This window comes from uncultured Oscillibacter sp. (assembly GCF_900544955.1).
Taxonomy (GTDB): Bacteria; Bacillota; Clostridia; order Oscillospirales; family Oscillospiraceae; genus Oscillibacter.
In genome coordinates, this window is the sequence record NZ_UQXD01000018.1 from 1 (window position 1) to 16,676 (window position 16,676).

17 protein-coding genes and 1 pseudogene are annotated in these 16,676 nt (G+C 67.3%); 1 reads left to right on the forward strand and 17 read right to left on the reverse strand.

Annotated elements, in window-relative coordinates; all coding sequences use genetic code 11:
- The 16 genes and pseudogenes from QZS21_RS05885 to recJ all read right to left on the reverse strand — a co-directional run.
- The coding region (locus QZS21_RS05885; protein ID WP_295581276.1) for a S1 RNA-binding domain-containing protein at nt 1-225 on the reverse strand (225 nt) is incomplete at its 3' end.
- Between the two features lie 125 nt (nt 226-350).
- Entirely contained in the window at nt 351-659 is a 309-nt protein-coding gene (locus tag QZS21_RS05890; protein WP_295581278.1) for a septum formation initiator family protein, read from the reverse strand.
- 214 nt (nt 660-873) lie between these two features.
- Nucleotides 874-1,122 (reverse strand): annotated as a pseudogene (yabQ, locus tag QZS21_RS11655) (spore cortex biosynthesis protein YabQ); the annotation flags it as partial.
- A 3-nt stretch (nt 1,123-1,125) separates the two neighbouring features.
- Nucleotides 1,126-1,407: a YabP/YqfC family sporulation protein gene (locus QZS21_RS05895; RefSeq protein WP_295581280.1), complete on the reverse strand. Its 282-nt coding sequence runs from the start codon at nt 1,405-1,407 to the stop codon at nt 1,126-1,128.
- Nucleotides 1,408-1,465: 58 nt separating this feature from the next.
- Nucleotides 1,466-1,711: an RNA-binding S4 domain-containing protein gene (locus QZS21_RS05900; protein ID WP_295581282.1), complete on the reverse strand. Its 246-nt coding sequence runs from the start codon at nt 1,709-1,711 to the stop codon at nt 1,466-1,468.
- A gap of 237 nt (nt 1,712-1,948) precedes the next feature.
- Nucleotides 1,949-2,224, reverse strand: a complete 276-nt coding sequence (locus QZS21_RS05905; protein WP_295581284.1) for an HU family DNA-binding protein — start codon at nt 2,222-2,224, stop codon at nt 1,949-1,951.
- A gap of 56 nt (nt 2,225-2,280) precedes the next feature.
- Nucleotides 2,281-3,084 (reverse strand): nucleoside triphosphate pyrophosphohydrolase, encoded by an 804-nt coding sequence (gene mazG, locus QZS21_RS05910; protein WP_295581286.1) that lies wholly within the window; start codon nt 3,082-3,084, stop codon nt 2,281-2,283.
- A 58-nt stretch (nt 3,085-3,142) separates the two neighbouring features.
- The gene (locus QZS21_RS05915) at nt 3,143-4,756 is read right to left on the reverse strand and encodes a polysaccharide biosynthesis protein (protein ID WP_295581288.1); all 1,614 of its coding nucleotides are present in this window, start codon (nt 4,754-4,756) and stop codon (nt 3,143-3,145) included.
- 343 nt (nt 4,757-5,099) lie between these two features.
- Nucleotides 5,100-5,927: a purine-nucleoside phosphorylase gene (locus QZS21_RS05920; RefSeq protein ID WP_295581355.1), complete on the reverse strand. Its 828-nt coding sequence runs from the start codon at nt 5,925-5,927 to the stop codon at nt 5,100-5,102.
- The gene (locus QZS21_RS05925; protein ID WP_295581290.1) at nt 5,927-6,319 is read right to left on the reverse strand and encodes a zinc ribbon domain-containing protein; all 393 of its coding nucleotides are present in this window, start codon (nt 6,317-6,319) and stop codon (nt 5,927-5,929) included. The genes QZS21_RS05920 and QZS21_RS05925 overlap by 1 nt, the downstream gene beginning before the upstream one ends.
- 27 nt (nt 6,320-6,346) lie before the next feature.
- Nucleotides 6,347-7,282, reverse strand: coding sequence for a uridine kinase (locus QZS21_RS05930; RefSeq protein WP_295581292.1), 936 nt, complete (start codon nt 7,280-7,282; stop codon nt 6,347-6,349).
- 14 nt (nt 7,283-7,296) lie between these two features.
- Nucleotides 7,297-8,772, reverse strand: a complete 1,476-nt coding sequence (gene hemZ, locus QZS21_RS05935) for a coproporphyrinogen dehydrogenase HemZ (RefSeq protein ID WP_295581294.1) — start codon at nt 8,770-8,772, stop codon at nt 7,297-7,299.
- A 7-nt stretch (nt 8,773-8,779) separates the two neighbouring features.
- On the reverse strand, nt 8,780-9,397 hold the full coding sequence (locus tag QZS21_RS05940; protein ID WP_295581296.1) for an MBL fold metallo-hydrolase: 618 nt from the start codon (nt 9,395-9,397) through the stop codon (nt 8,780-8,782).
- Nucleotides 9,398-9,433: 36 nt separating this feature from the next.
- On the reverse strand, nt 9,434-9,877 hold the full coding sequence (gene dtd, locus QZS21_RS05945; RefSeq protein ID WP_295581298.1) for a D-aminoacyl-tRNA deacylase: 444 nt from the start codon (nt 9,875-9,877) through the stop codon (nt 9,434-9,436).
- 90 nt (nt 9,878-9,967) lie between these two features.
- Nucleotides 9,968-12,172, reverse strand: a complete 2,205-nt coding sequence (locus tag QZS21_RS05950; RefSeq protein ID WP_295581300.1) for a bifunctional (p)ppGpp synthetase/guanosine-3',5'-bis(diphosphate) 3'-pyrophosphohydrolase — start codon at nt 12,170-12,172, stop codon at nt 9,968-9,970.
- Entirely contained in the window at nt 12,169-14,280 is a 2,112-nt protein-coding gene (recJ, locus tag QZS21_RS05955) for a single-stranded-DNA-specific exonuclease RecJ (protein ID WP_295581302.1), read from the reverse strand. The genes QZS21_RS05950 and recJ overlap by 4 nt, the downstream gene beginning before the upstream one ends.
- A 224-nt stretch (nt 14,281-14,504) precedes the next feature.
- Here recJ and QZS21_RS05960 point away from each other — a divergent pair, with 224 nt between their 5' ends.
- A complete protein-coding gene (locus tag QZS21_RS05960; protein WP_295581304.1) occupies nt 14,505-16,019 on the forward strand; it encodes an S-layer homology domain-containing protein in 1,515 nt (504 codons plus the stop codon).
- A 101-nt stretch (nt 16,020-16,120) separates the two neighbouring features.
- Here QZS21_RS05960 and QZS21_RS05965 read toward each other — a convergent pair whose 3' ends face one another.
- Nucleotides 16,121-16,531 (reverse strand): hypothetical protein, encoded by a 411-nt coding sequence (locus QZS21_RS05965; RefSeq protein WP_295581306.1) that lies wholly within the window; start codon nt 16,529-16,531, stop codon nt 16,121-16,123.
- Between the last annotated feature and the right edge of the window lie 145 nt (nt 16,532-16,676).

The window sequence follows — 16,676 nt, forward strand, 5'->3', positions numbered from 1 at the left end:
GGCCTTCTTGATGGAAAGATTGATCTTCCCGTTTTCCGCGGAGAGGACCAGCACCTTCACCGCCTGCCCCTCCTGCAAGAAATCGTGTACGTCGTTGACAAAGGTGTTGGCGATCTCCGAGATATGTACCAGACCGGACTTGCCGCCCTCCAGGGCGACAAACGCGCCGAATTTGGTGATCGTGGTCACCTTGCCCTCCAAAATGCTCCCAACCTGCGGCTCCATACAGTCTATTGTTTCTCCTTCCAATGATTTTCACCGTGCTTTCCCAACACACGGGCGCGGAAAAAAAGAGACCGGTGCTGGTACCAGCGGGGAAGCGCGGCCGCCCCCTCGTCGCCCGACACCGGTCAATTGCTGACGTCATAAAAGACATACTCGCCGGGAGTGACCAGGCCCAGCTGCTCCCGGGCGATCTCCTCCATCTTCTCCTGAGTGCCCCCCTGGGCGATGTCCGCGGAGAGGGTGTCATTCTCCCGCTGCTTGGCCTCCACCTGGGCGGCCAGACGGGCCTGATCCACCTGGGCGCGCTCCACCTGGTCCCGGAGGCTGTACAGCTGCCAGCCGATGCCGCCCAGCAGCGCCAGCAGCAGCACCCGGGTCAGGAGGCCGCTTTTTGCGCGGCGGCTCCGCTTTGCGCCGTTTTCCTGCTTTGCCATGCCTGCCGCCTCCTCTGTAAAATCCGCATCCGCACCCAGTTTTTCTTATTGTATAGCATTTCCGCGCAAAATAAAAGAGATTTTTTCCGCGGCGGACACATTTTTTGCAAAAATTTTTCAGCCACAGCAGGGGAAGGGACAGCAAATGCACCAGATAGGCCAGCGTGTCGGCCCAAAAGGTCCACACCGGCCGCAGCGGGGCGGAGAAGGCGCAGAAGAACAGCACCGCGCCTCCCAGAATGCCCAGCACCACGAAGCCCCGCAGCTCGCCCTCCGCCCGGCGGAGGAGAAAGGCGAAGGCGGAGGCCCCCACGGCCAGGCAGTAACCCCCGTCCAGCACCCCGGTGAGGCGGGGGATGCGGAGGCGGAAGGGGCGCAGCACGTCGTACAGCACGCCGGCGGCCAGGCCCAGCAGGATGGACTGGGCGAACACCAGCAGCTGGTGGGAGACCTGGTTTTCCATGTGCTATCCGAACAGCCGGCTGAAGAAGCCGCCCCGGCTGCCGCCCTGGTCCTCGTAGGCCACGGAGTCGATCCGCCCGTCCACGTGGAGCTCCCCGCCGTCCAGGGACAGCTTGCCGATGTGCAGCTCCTCCCCGGTGACGACCAGCGTCCCGGCGGAGGTGGACATGACGATGCCCGTCTCGTCAAAGCGCTCCACATCCTCCACCCCGGAGATGGTGAGCCGTTCCCGCCCAATGAGCTCCAGGCGGTGGGCGTCCTGCGGCATGGTGGTAAAATCGTTCATTTCATCGTCCCTCCCTGTCCCAAGGATATGCAGGAGGGGGCGGGGATAGAAGCGGACTTTAGGGGGCCACTTCCCGGTAGAGGGTGGCGGCGTCGGCCTGCTTCACCGTCTCCTGGACGGAGAGCACCTCCACGGTGAGGACCCGCTCCCCGAAGCGCAGGGAGATCCGGTCCCCCGCCTTCACGTCGTAGGAGGCCCGGGCGGCCTTGCCGTTGACGGTGATGAGGCCGTTGTCGCAGGCCTCGTTGGCCACGGTCCGCCGCTTGATGAGGCGGGAGACCTTCAAATACTTGTCCAGACGCATAAAAAACCTCCAAAAATCAAAGACCCCCGCCCCGGGCGGCCCGGAGGCCGCGCAGGGAGGGGGGCCGGGGGGCGTCGCCGCTCCCCGCATCCCCCGCGGGCGGGGGACCTCCGCCGGCCGGAGCGTGCTCCGGCGAAGCGGCGACCGCCCGCGCCCGGCCCGGCAGGCCGGTCCCGGAGAAAGGGCGGGCGCCGGCGGGGGGGGCGAGGTGGGGCGGAAAAAGGGTCAGGGGATTCCTTACTTGGCAACGCTGTCCTTCAGCGCCTTGCCGGCCTTGAACAGGGGCACCACGGAGGCGGGGATTTCAATGGGCTCCTTGGTCTTGGGGTTGCGGCCGGTGCGGGCGGCGCGCTTCTTCACCTCGAAGGAGCCAAAGCCCACCAGCTGGACCTTGTCGCCCTCCTTCAGGGCGCCGGTGATGGCATCCAGGGTGGCGGTGATGACGGCCTCGGCGTCCTTCTTGGAGACCTCGGCGGTGGCGGCGACGGCGTTGATGAGTTCAGCTTTGTTCATGGGTGTTATCCTCCTAGAATCATTTGTAATGTTGATATTCTTAACGCGGATTGCGTTTAAGACTCCTGATGCTTGGCCTCCTGCCAGAGGGAGAGCAGCTCCTCCGGGGTGCAGTCCCCCAGGGGCTTTCCCGCGGCGGACTCCACGCGGCGGAAGCGCCGGTCGAACTTGTCGCAGGCGCGGTGCAGGGCGTCCTCCGGGTCCACACCGGCCATCTGGGCCACCTTGGCGGCGATGAACAGCACGTCCCCCGTCTCCTCCCGGACGCCGTGGGGGGCGCTGGCGTCTCCGCCCGCCTCCACGGCCTGGCGCAGCTCCCGGACCTCCTCCTCCAGCTTCCGCAGGGCGCCGGCGGGGTCGTTCCAGTCAAAGCCCGCCTTGGCGGTCTTGCTCTGGATCTTCTCCGCCCGCCACAGGGCCGGCAGGGTGTGGGGCACGGACTCGATGGCGTCGGCAGTGGAGCGCTGGCCCTTTTCCGTGCGCTTCAGGGCCTCCCAGTTCACCAGCACCTGCTCGCTGGTGTCCGCCTCCGCCGTGCCGAAGACATGGGGGTGGCGGTAGACCAGCTTTTTCGTCACGCCGTCCACCACGTCCTCCATGGTGAAGCGGCCCCGCTCCGCCTCGATCTGGGCGTGGAAGGCCACCTGCATCAAAACGTCGCCCAGCTCCTCGCACATGGCGGCGCCGTCGTCCCGGTCCAGGGCGTCCAGCACCTCGTAGGTCTCCTCCAGAAAATTCCGGCGGATGGAGCCGTGGGTCTGCTCGGCGTCCCAGGGACAGCCGCCGGGGGAGCGGAGCAGGGCCATCACGGTGAGGAAGTCCTCCCAGCCGTAATGGGACTTACATTGAAAATCTACCATACATTGTCCGCCTTTGCAAGAAAATTTGCGTGCAAAACCCTTGAAATGCAAGGATTTTTTACTTCAGGTGTAAAAGTTTGACCAATTTCTCCCCGTGGGGGACGGAACGGACGTCTTCTGCCCGCAGGATGCGCAGGGCGATGACCAGCACCGCGTACACCCCCACGCCCACGCAGAGCCCCACCAGGGTGGAGAGGGCGCCCGCGCCGTAGGCGTACACCCCGCCGTTGAGCAGGCGCAGCGTCAGCCCGTGGAAGGCCCAGACGGCGCCGCCCATGAGGGCGGAGGCCAGGATGGGCTTTGCGAAAAGCTGGAGGTAGTGGGGCTTCTCCGGGGAGTACTTCCACACGAAGAACAGGTTCAGCCCGCAGATGACCAGATAGCAGCACAGGGTGGAGATGGGGGCGCCGTGGATGTTGATGTCCGGATTCCCCACCAGGAGATAGTTCATCACGATCTTGGTGAGGCCCCCCAGGATGACCGTGTAGATGGGGATGCGCTCCTTGCCGTAGGTCTGGAGGATGGCGTTGGTCAGGGTCATGATGCAGATGAAAATGCAGGCGATACCCAGGTACCGCATATGGGCGCCCGCCGCCGCCGCGTCCACCTGCTGGGAGGGGTAGAGCATCAGCAGAATGGGACCGCCCAGCACGCTCAGCCCCACGCCTGCGGGGATGGCCAGCAGGGCGATGAGGCGGAAGGCGGAGGAGACGATGCGCCCGGCCCCGGCGTGGTCCCGCCGGGTGATGGCCGCCGCGGCGAAAGGAATCAGGCTCATGGTGACGGGGAAGACAAAGGAGGGGGGCAGGTTGATGAGGTTCATGCCGAACTGGTACTGGCCGAACAGCGTGGCGGCGGAGTCCGCCAGGGCGGGGATGTCCCGCAGCCGCCCCAGGACGATTTTCGTGTCCACCAGAGTGATGATGCTCATGGCGGAGTTGCTGAGGGTGATGGGGATGCCGATGGCCAGCACCCGCCGCATCAGCGCGGCGCTGCTGGGGGGCACGTCCAGGGAGCGGCTGTGGTCCCGGTGGCGCAGGAGGTAGACGATGAGGAACAGCATGGACAAGACCGTGCCCGCGGTGACGCCCAGAATGGCGCCGGCGGCGGCGATGTCCAGCCCCATCCCCGCCCGCACGCAGTACCAGGCCAACGTCAGCCCCAGCACCAGCTTGCACATGGCCTCCAGGATCTGGGAGATGGCGGTGGGGGTCATGTTGCCCTGGCCCTGGGTGTAGCCCCGCATACAGGCCAGCAGGCACACGCAGAACACGGCGGGGGCCAGGGTGCGGATGGGCCAGTAGCCCAGGGGCTCGTTCATGAAGCCGGCCAGGTGCTCCGCGCCGAAGAACATCAGCAGCGCCCCCACCAGGCCCAGAAGGAAGAAGAGCCAGATGGCGGTGCGGAAGAGCTTGCGCTTCTCATTTTCCCGGCCCTGGGCGTGGGCCTGGCTGGTGAGCTTGGAGATGGCCAGCGGCAGCCCGGCGGTGGAGACGGTCAAAAGCACGTTGTAGATGTTGTAGGCCACGTTGAAGTAGGTCTGCCCCTCGCTGCCCACGATGTTGCCGAAGGGGATTTTGTACACGGCGCCGATGACCTTCACAATGGCCACCGCACTGGCCAGAATGGCGGTGCCGGTGAGAAAGGACTGCTTTTTTTGTTGTTTTGTCATGGACCAATACCTCGAATTTATCAAAAGGATCGCTACGCTCAGTGGACAAAGGGCAACATGGTATTTTGTGGCCAAATGGGCCGCTGGCGGTGTTGTCCTCGTTGCCTTGCGTCAGCAAGGCGGCCTCGTCCGCCTTGCCGGCAACCGATTTTGCCGACAACATACGCCTGCGGGCCCCAGGCACATCCAAACCGTGGGATGGCAAGGCCGCAGTCCGCCGCTTTGCTGTCGCAAGGCCAGGGCGAGAACGCCGCCAGCGCGCGGTTTGGATGCGTCTGGGGCGTGCTGTCCTTTGTCCGCTGAGGGTGGTGTCCGCTCTCAGCGTATGGCGGATCAAAGAACATTATACCCGTTCCAGGCAGGCTTTCACCAGGGCGGCGAATTTTGGCCCCGCCTGGTTGGCGGCGGCGATCACCTCGTCGCCGGAGAGGGGCTGGTCCAGGACGCCGGCGGCCATGTTGGTGCACAGGGTGAGGCCCAGGACCGCCATGCCGCAGTGGGCGGCCGCGATGGCCTCCGGCACGGTGGACATGCCCACCGCGTCGGCGCCCAGGGCCCGGGCGGCCCGGACCTCCGCCGGGGTCTCATACTGGGGGCCGGGGAAGTACATATAGACCCCCTCCCGGAGGGGGATGCCCAGGGCCTGGGCGGCCTGCCGGGCCGCCGCCTGGAGGACGGGGGTGTAGACGTGGCTCATGTCCGGGAACCGGGGGCCGAAGGCCTCCTCGTTGGGCCCGCACAGGGGGCTGACGCCGAAGAGCTTGATGTGGTCCGTGAGGAGCATCAGGTCCCCGGCGGAGAAGGCGGTGTTCACCGCCCCGGCGGCGTTGGTGACCAGCAGGGTCTCGGCCCCCAGCAGCCGCAGCACCCGGACGGGGTAGGCCACGTCGGCGAAGGACCAGCCCTCATAGGTGTGGAGGCGGCCCTGCATCACGGCCACGTCCTGCCCCGCCAGGCGGCCGAAGAGAAAGCAGCCCGCGTGGTCCGGGGCGGTGGAGCGCTTCATGTGGGGGACCCGGCCGAAGGGGACGGAGACGGGCTGCGCCACCTCCTCCCCCAGGGCGCCCAGGCCGGAGCCCAGGATCAGCAGCACCCGGGGGCGAAAGGACCCCAGCACCTCCGCCAGGGCGGCCGCACTCTCCTGATACTGGCGGTAGGTGTACGTCTCCATCACAGTGCCCCCCCGCACTCCCGGCAGAACCGGTCCTCCGCCCGGACGGCGGCGCCGCAGGTGGGGCAGGCGGGGCGCTCCGCCTCCCGGCCGATGCGGGCCTGGAGCTCCGCGATCTGGGCCTTCAGGCCGTCGATCTCCTCCAGCTTCGAGAGCAGGATCTCCGAGTCCGTGGGGGTGCCGGTGTGGGTGGCGTAGAGCATCTCGCCGATCTCCGCCATGCAGCCCTCCACGGCGCCCTCCAGCGTGGCGACGCGGACCCGCAGCTTGGCCACCGACAGCAGCTCCTCCGCCCGGCGCCCCACGCCGTAGGCGGCGTCGGCGGCGATGCCGCCCACCTGCACGGCGGTGTCCTGGACCTTGTTCAGCACGTCATACAGCTTCTCGTTCATAGAAACCTCCTGTCAAATTCGGACGGGTCAATGGTTGTCATAAGGGCTGCCGCCGATGAACTCCCGGGCCAGGGACGCGGGGGCCACGTGCTGCTGGTCCATGGCCTCGATCCGCTCAAAGGCCCGGAGCATCTGGTCCACCACCTCGTATTTCCCGGCGGGGACGGCCTCCAGCAGGGGTACGGCCAGGGGCTTGAGCACGGCGTACTCAAAGGCCAGGGAGGAGTCGAACATCAGATCGGCGTTCTCCCGGTAGGGGGCGATGTACAGCTTCTCTCCCCGCTGGACGTTGGGCCACATTTTCAGGGTGAGGGCGGCGTCGCTGCCCCGGAACAGGTGGTCCCGGACGAGGCGGCGGCACAGCCGCAGCCAGGCGTGCTGGAACACCACCTGCCCCTCGTCGTCCACCAGGTCGCTCCGGGCGGCGATGTAGAGCTTGAAGGCGTTGGGGTTCTTGCCCACGATGATGTCGCTCAGAGCGTGGATGCCCTCGAAGATGGCCAGCTCGTCGGGCCCCAGGCGCAGGGGGCGGGAGAGGATGTCGGAGCGCATCTGCCGGGCGAACTCGTACTTGGGCACATGGATGGTCTCCCCCCGGTCCAGCATGGAGAAGTGGCGGTTCAGCAGCTCCACGTCCAGGCAGAAGGGGGACTCGTAGTCGATGGCGCCCTCCCGGTTCCGGGGGGCGGTCTCCGGGTCGATGGTGTTGAAGTAGTTGTCCATGGACACGGTGTGGGTCTCGATGCCCATGTGGTCCAGCACCTCTTCGATTTTCAGGGCGGTGGTGGTCTTGCCGGAGCCGGAGGGGCCGGAGAGCAGGATCACCCGGGACTGCGTCCGGTGGGCGGCGATCTGCCGGGCGGCGCGCTCCACCTTTTGGGCGAAGGCGTCGTCGCAGGACTGGGCGAAGCCCCGGGGATCGCTGCGGACGGCGGCGTTGAGTTCGGACAGGGAATAGGCCATGGCGGCGGCTCCTTTCAAAGTGCCAGGGACCGGTAGAAGGCGGCGAAGGCGGCCTGATTGGCCAGGGCCTTCTCCGGCCGCTCCGTGTACTCCTTGGGATATTTCAGATTGAACACCCGCTCGATGTGGTTGGTGCCCGGCTCCACCATCTTGGTGGACCCGCCGGCGCCGAAGGACAGGATGGAGCACAGCTCCGACATGATGTAGATGTTGTACCAGCACTCCCCGCCGGGGCGGCACCAGCCGATGTTTTCAAAGCTGCCGGACATGTACTTTTGCCGGTAGAGGTAGTAGGGGCCGTACCCGGCGGCGCGGAGGCGGGGGGCGGCGTAGTCCAGCATCTCCCCCACGGCCTCGGGGCCGGGGACGGGGAGGCCCTCCAGCAAAATGCGGCTGCCCTTTTTCAGGGCCAGGGTGTGGACCGTCACATTGTCCGTGCCGAAGGAGAGGCACGCGTCCAGCGAGCGGCGGAACCCCTCCGGGCTGTCCGCGGGCAGGCCTGCGATCAGATCCATGTTCACGTGGGGGAAGCCGTGCCGCGCCACCAGCTCCATGGCCCGGCCGATGTCCCCCGCCGTGTGGCGCCGGCCGATGGCCGAGAGCACGTGGTCCTCCATGGTCTGGGGGTTGACGGAGACCCGGGTGACGCCGTGGGCCTTCAGCACCGCCAGCTTCTCCGCCGTGATGGTGTCCGGCCGGCCGGCCTCCACGGTGACCTCCTCGCAGCCGTCCGTGTCAAAGGCCTTGGCGAAGGCCGTCAGCACCCGGTCCAATTGCCGGGCGGTGAGGGTGGTGGGGGTTCCGCCGCCCATGTAGAAGGCCCGGACCCGCAGCCCCTGCTCCCGGACCATCTGTCCGCCGGCGCGGATTTCCGCCGTCAGGGCGTCCACATAGGGGGGCACCAGGGCGAAGCTCCGCTCCACCGACTGGCTGACGAAGGAGCAGTAGGCGCAGCGGGTGGGGCAGAAGGGGATGCCCACGTACACGGCGATGTCCCGCCGGTCCAGCTTCTCCGCGGCGGTGCAGGCGGCGGCGCCGGTCTCCAGGGCCAGGGCGGCCCGGGAGGGGGAGACGAAGTACTCCGTCTCCAGCATGGCCCGGGCCTCCTCCGCCGTCTTGCCGGAGGCCAGGGCCCAGGTCACCGGCTTGTCGGGCCGGACGCCGGTGAGCATGCCCCAGGGGGGCGTGTCCCCGGTGACGCGGCGGGCCGCCAGGAAGAAGCAGCGGCCCAGCAGGTGCCGCCGCTGGCCCTCCCGGTCGAAGTCCGTGCCGGTGAGGGGGGCGGCGCAGGTCTCCTCCGCCTCCCGCTCCCCCCGGCGCAACTGGGCGGTGACGCGGCAGAGGCCGCCATCCTCCTTCAGGGTGAGGACGGCGAAGTTGTCGTCCCCGGGCTGGAGGGGCTCGTAGACCGGCAGTTCCCCGGGGAACAGGTTCAGCAGGCTCTGCTCCGCCACGTACCGCTCGTCATGTCCCTGCAATACCAGTTTCATAGGCCCCTCACTCCGCCTCCATGGCCTGGCGGAGGTAGGGATTCGTCCGCCGCTCGGCGTCCAGGGTGCTGGGCTCCATGTGGCCGGGGAGCACCCGGAGATTTCCCTCCAGGGCGCCCAGCCGCCGCAGGGAGGAGAGCAGCGTGGGCATGCTGCCGCCGGGGAAGTCCGTCCGGCCGCAGGAGCCGGCGAAGAGGGTGTCCCCGCAGAAGAGGGCGTCGCCGCAGCGGAGGGTGACGCCGCCCTCGGAGTGGCCGGGGGTGGCGAGGACCTCCACCGTCAGCGCGCCTACCGCCACCGTGTCCCCCTCGCCGTAGTCCGCGGCGCCGGGCACCGGGGGGAAGAGCTGGCTGAGGACGGGGTCGCCGGGGTACTGGTCGCGGCGGCTGAGGTAGACGGGGACCTCCGGCCACCGCTCCCGCAGCGCCGCCGCGGCGCCGGTGTGGTCGTAGTGGCCGTGGGTGAGCAGAATGGCCCGGGGGACGCAGCGCCGGGCCTCCACGGCCCGGATCACCCGGTCGGCGTCCCCGCCGGGGTCGATGACGGCGCAGGCGCCGGCGGCGGGGTCGCAGAGCAGATAGCAGTTGGTGCCGATGGGGCCCACCTGCAGCGTATCAATTTCCATAGGTGCCTCCTTTCGCCTGGGGCGGTGTAGGGGCGGTCAGGGCCGCTCCGTGTCGAAGAGGATGGTGACGGGGCCGTCGTTGACGGATTCCACCTGCATGTCCGCGCCGAAGACCCCCTGCTCCACGGGGAAGCCCCGCTCCCGGCAGCGGGCCAGGAAGGCCTCGTACAGGGGAACGGCCAGCTCCGGTTTGGCCGCGCCGGAGAAGCCGGGGCGGCGGGAGGAGGTGTCGGCGTACAGGGTGAACTGGGAGACCACCAGAAGGCCGCCCCCCGCCTGCTCCAGGCTGCGGTTCATCTTGCCGGCCTCATCCTCGAAGACCCGCAGGTTGCAGATTTTTTCCGCCAGGCGGCAGGCGGTCTCCCGGGTGTCCCCGGGGCCCACCCCCAGCAGCACCAGAAAGCCCCGGCCGATCTGGCCGCGGACCGCGCCCTCAATGGACACGGAGGCCCGGGACACCCGGGTGACGACAGCGCGCATGAAACAGCCTCCCAAAGAGAAGTGGTTTGCCGCCCCCCGGCCCGGCGGGCAGGGGGGCGACGGAGGGGGAACATGGGTCCCCCGCAGGGGTTATCCGGCGGGGCGCATGACCTTTAGCACGCCGGAGATCTGGTGGAGCCGGTTCATCAGGGTGGACAGCTGCTGGCTGTCCCGCATCCGGACCTCCAGGCGGAAGATGGCGAACTCGTCCTCGGTGGAGCGGGAGTTGATGCCCAGGACGAAGGTGTTGGTGGTGGACAGGGCGGCGGAGATGTCCAGCAGCAGGCCCTGGCGGTCCTTGCACACCACCTCCAGGGTGGTGGGATAGCTCTCGTTGGTGTCGCTGCCCCAGGTGACCTTGATCCAGCGGTCCGCCTGGTCCGGGGCGCTGCGCTTTTCCAGAGAGGCGTTGGGGCAGTCCGCCCGGTGGACGGACACGCCGTAGCCCCGGGTGATGAAGCCCACGATCTCGTCCCCCGGCACCGGCGTGCAGCACTTGGAGAACTTCACCAGGCAGTTGTCCAGCCCCTCCACAATGATGCCCTGCTCGCTTTTCACCTGCTTGGGGGCGGCCTTCTCCTTGGGCTCGGCCGCCTTGGGCTCCGGCGGGTCGGGTTTTTCCGCCTGGTGCTGCCGGGCGATGCGCTGGAGCTCCCCCTGCATCCGGCTGACCGCCTTCTGGGCGGTGAAGCCGCCGTAGCCGATGGCGGCGTACAGCTCATCCAGGGAGCCGTAGGAGACCTTTTTCAAAAGGCCCGGCAGGTTTTCCGCGGCGATGACGTCCCGCATGGGGATGCCGCAGTGCTTCAGCTCCGCCTCAAAGGAGGCCCGGCCGTTGGCGATGTTCTCCTCCCGCTTCTCCTTTTTGAACCACTGGCGGATTTTGCTGCGGGCCTCGCTGGACCGGGCGATCTTCATCCAGTCCCGGCTGGGGCCCTTGGCGTTTTTGGAGGTGAGAATCTCCACGATGTCGCCGTTTTTCAGCACGTGGTCCAGCGTGACAATGCGGCCGTTGACCTTTGCGCCCACCATCCGGTTGCCCACGGCGGAGTGGATGGCGTAGGCGAAGTCGATGGGGGTGGCCCCGGCGGGCAGGTTCTGCACGTCGCCGTTGGGGGTGAAGACGAACACCTCGTCGGAGAACATATCCACCTTCAGGGAGTGGATGTAGTCCTCGGCGTCGGCGCCCTCCTGGTTTTCCAGCAGCCGCCGGACCCACTCGTAGCGCCCCTCCGTGCCGGTGCCCTGGCCGTTTTGCTTGTACTTCCAGTGGGCCGCCACGCCGTACTCGGCGATCTCGTGCATCTCCCGGGTGCGGATCTGCACCTCGAAGGGGATGCCGTCCCCGCCCATCACGGTGGTGTGGAGGGACTGGTAGCCGTTGGGCTTGGGGGTGCCGATATAGTCCTTGAACCGGCCCAGGATGGGCTTGTAGATGTCGTGGATGACGCCCAGGACGTTGTAGCAGTCCCCCACGCTCTCCACGATCACCCGGAAGGCGAAGAGGTCGAAGATCTCGTCCAGGGATTTGTTCTGGTTGAACATCTTGCGGTAGATGGAGTAGGGGTGCTTGACGCGGCCGTAGACGATGTGGCGGATGTTCAACTGGTCCAGCCGCTGGTCGATCTGGCCCTGGGTGCGGCGCATGAAGACGTCGTACTCCTGGCTCTTGGAGTCCAGGTTGGAGACGATCTCCTCATAGCCCACCGGGTCCAGGTATTTTAGGGACAGGTCCTCCAGCTCCCACTTGATGCGCTGCATACCCAGGCGGTGGGAGATGGGGGCGTAGATCTCCATGGTCTCCAGGGACTTTTGCTTCTGCTTGGCGGGGGACTGGTACTCCATGGTCCGCATGTTGTGCAGCCGGTCCGCGACTTTGATGAGAATCACCCGGATGTCCTTGCTCATGGCGATGAGCATCTTCCGCAGATTCTCCATCTGCTCGTCTTCCTTGGTGGCGTACTGGATGCGGGTCAGCTTGCTGACGCCCTCCACCAGGTCCGCAATGGTGGGGGAGAAGAGTTTGGCCACGTCTTCGTGGGTGGCGGGGGTGTCCTCAATGACGTCGTGGAGGAGGGCGGCCTCGATGGACTCCGAGTCCAGCTTCAGCTCCTCCGCCACGATCTGGGCCACCGCCAGGGGGTGGATGATATAGGGCTCGCCGCTTTTGCGGGTCTGCCCCTCGTGGTATTTGCAGGCATATTCAAAGGCCGAGCGGATGTGGGCGAAGTCCGCCGCGGGGTTGTAGCCCCGGACGGTTGCCTCCAGCAGCTCGTACTGTTCCTGAATCGTCATGGCAGATCACCTCGGTTCCGATTGGCGGCTCCCTCCCGAAGCCGGCAGAGATAGGGGCAGGCGGCCAGATCCACCTTCCCCTGGGTGGGGGACAGGTGCAGCGTCAAACGGTCCTCCCGGCAGGTGAGGCAGACCAGCCCCCGCTCCCGGAAGATCTCCAGCGCCAGGGCGGCGCGGAGGAAGTTCTCGCTGCCGCCGCTCTCCGCCGCGGCCTCCTGGGCCAGCGCCCGCAGGAAGGGCAGGCGGTCCGTCTCCAGCTTTCCGGGGCGGAGGCGCCGCTCCAGCACCCGCCAGAAGGGCACCAGCTGCTCCCGGGTCACCTGGAGGCGGCTCATCTCCTGGGCGGTGAGGGCGTCCCCCGCCAAAAGCCGCTCCACCAGGCGGAGGTCCTCCGCCTGGTGGCGGCTGGGGAGGAGGGAGGGGCGGATGTCGATGAGCTGCAATTGCAGCGTGGTGCTGCCCCGGAAGGTGTTGGCCTGGAGATAGAAGGCCACGTCCACCCGGCTGCCCGCGGGGATGCCGCACTCCGCCTCCGTCACGGAGAAGAAGATGGCGTCAAACCGGCAGGGGCCTTTGCTCAGGTGGAGCTTCAGGTGCCGCCCCTGGCCCACGGACTGGACGGTGTCCACCGTGGCCCCCAGCAGGGCGAAGACGGGCCGGGGGTTCCCGGCGCCGTAGGGCTCCAGCCGCCCCAGCTCCTCCACCTCCGCAAGCGTCACGCCGCCGGGGCAGGTGATGGGGGCGTCCACCTCCAGAGAGCTCACCGGCAGCGTGGCGCCGCAGGTCTCCCGCACGTAGCGGTTCATCCGGGCGCGGAAGGCGTCGATGTTCTCCTCCGGAATGGTGAAGCCCGCCGCCAGCTCGTGGCCGCCGAAGCCGGAGAGCAGGTTTTTGCAGGACTCCAGGGCGGCGAAGAGGTTGAACCCGCCGTAGGACCGGCAGGAGCCCTTGCCCACGCCGTCCTTCAGGTGGATCATGAAGCTGGGGCAGGAGTATTTCTCGCTGAGGCGGGAGGCCACAATGCCCACCACCCCCTGGTGCCAGCGCTCGCTGGAGAGGACCAGGGCGCTGCGCTCCTCGCTGCGCAGGGAGTGAATCTTCTCCGTGGCGTCGGCGCAGATGGCCTGCTCCACCATCTGCCGCTCCCGGTTCAAATCGCACAGCGCCCGGGCCAGCTCCTCGGCCCGCAGGGGGTCGCTGGTCTCCAGCAGGTCCGCGGCCAGGTCCGCCGCCCCCATCCGCCCGGCGGCGTTGATGCGGGGGGAGAGGACGAAGCCGATCTGGATGGAGGTGATGGGCTTGCCCAGCAGCCCCGCCTCCTTCAACAGGGCGTGCACGCCCACGAAGTCCGTGTGGGGCAGGGCCTCCAGCCCGCAGGAGACGATGGTCCGGTTCTCCCCCTCCATCCGCATCACGTCGGCGATGGTGCCGATGGCGGCCAGGGTGCAGTACCGGTTGAACAGGGCGTCCTCCCGGCTCTCGCCCCCCAGGGCCAGCACCAGCTTCAGCGCCACGCCCACCCCCGCCAGGTGTTTGAAGGGGTAGGGGCAGTCCGGACGGTGGGGGTCCACCACCGCCGCGGCGGCGGGGAGGCTCTCCTTGCACTCGTGGTGGTCCGTCACCACCACGTCCATCCCCAGCGAGGCGGCGAAGGCCACCTCCTCGTTGCCGGTGATGCCGCAGTCCACGGTGATCATCAGGGTAGCCCCCTGGTCCCACAGGCCCTGGATGGCGTCCCGGGAGAGGCCGTAGCCGTCCTCCACCCGCCGGGGGATGTACCGCAGGCACCGCACGCCGCAGCTTTTCAGATAGTCCATCAGCAGCACCGTGGAGGTGATGCCGTCCACATCGTAGTCCCCAAAGACGGCGATGGTCTCCCCGTCCGCCACGGCCCGCTGGATGCGCTCCACCGCCCGGTCCATGTCCTTCATCCGCATGGGGGAGATGGTCAGCGCCCGCTCCCGGTCCAAAAATTCCGCGGCGGCCTCCGCCGTGGCGATGCCCCGGGCGGCCAGCACGGTGGACAGCAGGTAGGGGTAGCCCGCGGCCCGCAGAAGGGCCACGTCCTGCTCCGCCGGAGCGCCGATCTTCCACTTTTGAAATTTCACGGACGGTTCCCTCCTCTCCCTCGATATCTGTGCGCATACAAATCCATCATAACCAAGCTATTATACCAGAAAGAGCGGGGCAGGTAAAGAAAAAATCTGCCGGAAACCCCCGGTTTTCCGGGGCGGGAACGGCTTTCGACAGCCCTCGTTTGACGGATGCGCCATATTTTGGTACAATAAGCGCCATGCAACCGCGAAAAACGCCCAAAGGAGCGAAAACGAGTATGAGAAGACAATTGCAGCGTGTCCTCGGCTGCCTGCTGGCGCTGGCCTTGTTGGTGCCCTGCCTGGCGCCGCCCGCGTCGGCGGCGGGCTTTACGGACGTGCCCGCCGGCCACTGGGCCGCCGAACCCATCCGCCGGGCGGTGGAGCTGGGCTTTTTCCAGGGGGAGACGGCCACCCGCTTCGGCCTGGGCCACCAGATGACCCGGGCGGCCTTCACGGTGGTGCTGGGCCGGTTCTTCGGCTGGAAGGCGGAGAAGCCGGAGAGAAGCACCTACACCGACGTGCCCGCCGGCCACTGGGCCGCCGGGGCGGTGGAGGCGGCCTACGCCAACGGCGCCGTCACCCGGCAGAGCGACGCCTTCCGCCCGGAGGACCCCATCACCCGGGAGGAGCTGGCGGTGATGCTGGTCCGGGCCCTGGGGTACGGCACCATCGCCGGGCTGGCCCAGGATCTGCCCAATCCCTTCCGGGACGTGACCACCAACGCCGGCTACATCACCATGGCCTACGACCTGGGCCTGGTGGACGGCACCTCCGCCGCGTCGTTCTCCCCGGACCGCACCGCCACCCGGGAGCAGGCGGCGGTGATGCTGGTGCGGCTGTACGACAAGCTCCACGGCGATGCCCCCGGCACCGTGGGCATCGCCGCCTCCGTGGAGGAGCTGCCGGAGCTGGCGGGCTTCGACGCGGTGGCCGCGGCGGCGGGCCAGCTGATCTACCAGAGCGGCGCCACCCAGCTGACGGCCACCGCCTCTTCGGAGACCGCCGCCGCCATACGGGATGCGGCGAAGGCCGCCGGGGCCAAGGCGCTGCTGTACGTCTCCGGTACGGAAAACGCCCTCCGGGGGGACGCGGCGGCCACCGCCGCCCTGCTCTCCGCCGCCGTGGAGGCCGGGGGGTACGACGGCCTCTTCCTGGACCTGGCCCAGGTGGGCTACGCCGGGCAGAAGGCGCTGACGGCCCTGGCCGCCGCGCTGCGCCAGGCGCTGGGGGAGGACCTTTTCTACCTGGCGGCGGAAGCCCCCGCCTGGCAGGGGCGGAGCTACGACGGGTATGACTACGCCGCCCTGGCGGCCCAGGCGGACCGGCTGGTGCTGCGGGTGGCGCCCTATACGGAGAAGGTGGGGGAGAACTTCCCCACCTCCCCCCTGGAGCCGCTGGAGGAGGTCTACTACGCCCTGGACCGGCTGCGGGGGACGGTGGCGCCGGAGAAGCTGACGCTGCTGCTGACCACCACCGCCGCCGTCTGGACCGACGGCAAGCGGGGCGCCCCCGTCTCCGGCGCGGCGGCGGCCGGGCTGCTGGCGGCGGGGGGGCTGGGGTCGTACTACTCCAGCCGCTACGCCTGCGCCTACCTCAGCGGCACGGTGGCGGAGAAGGAGACGGTGGTCTGGTATCTGGACGGCCGCTCCGCGGCGGAGCGGGCGGACCTGGCGGCCTTCTTCGGTGTAAACCAGGTGTGCTTTACCCAGCTCAATGGCCTGTGGCCGGACCTGCTGGCCTCTCTGGCCTGACGGAAACGGCAAACAACCGCCCCGAGGGGCGGTTGTTTTGCACGGCGCGCCAAAAAGGCCCCCATCCAGAGGATGGGGGCCTGAATGTTCGTAGGGAGAGATTACAAATACTTCTGCATACCGTCAGTAGCGGCGGCGGTATCCGCGCTGATGGTGACGGTGAACTTGATGCGGTTCTTCTCGCCGAAGGTGTCCAGCCAGTCCAGGAAGGCCTCGGTGTCCTTGCCCACATCCTGGTCGACGGTTTTGCACAGGTTGTCGATGAACACGTGGGAGATGTCGTAGTTGCCTGCGTACAGGCCGCTGATAAAGCCGCGGAACAGATCGTAGTTGTTCAGTTTATATTCCTGGGCGTCAATGAGACGGATATGATAGTGGATATCATAGGTCATGTTGCGGTTGGCCTCGATGCAAACCACGTTGCCGGGCTCGTCCTTCGCCGCGTTGTTGATCAGTTCGATGAGCTGCTTGGTCTTTCCGGAGCCCTTGACGCCCATAATAAGTCTGACCATAGTAAATCACTCCTGTTATTTAGAATCGTGGGGCGGGGTGTGCTGCTACGTTAAGGATAGCATAAGACGGGGGAAAAAACAATGCAAAAAAGCGAGTTCAAAGTTTGTTTATAATGTGACATTGACAGCCGGAGGCGGGAGCGGG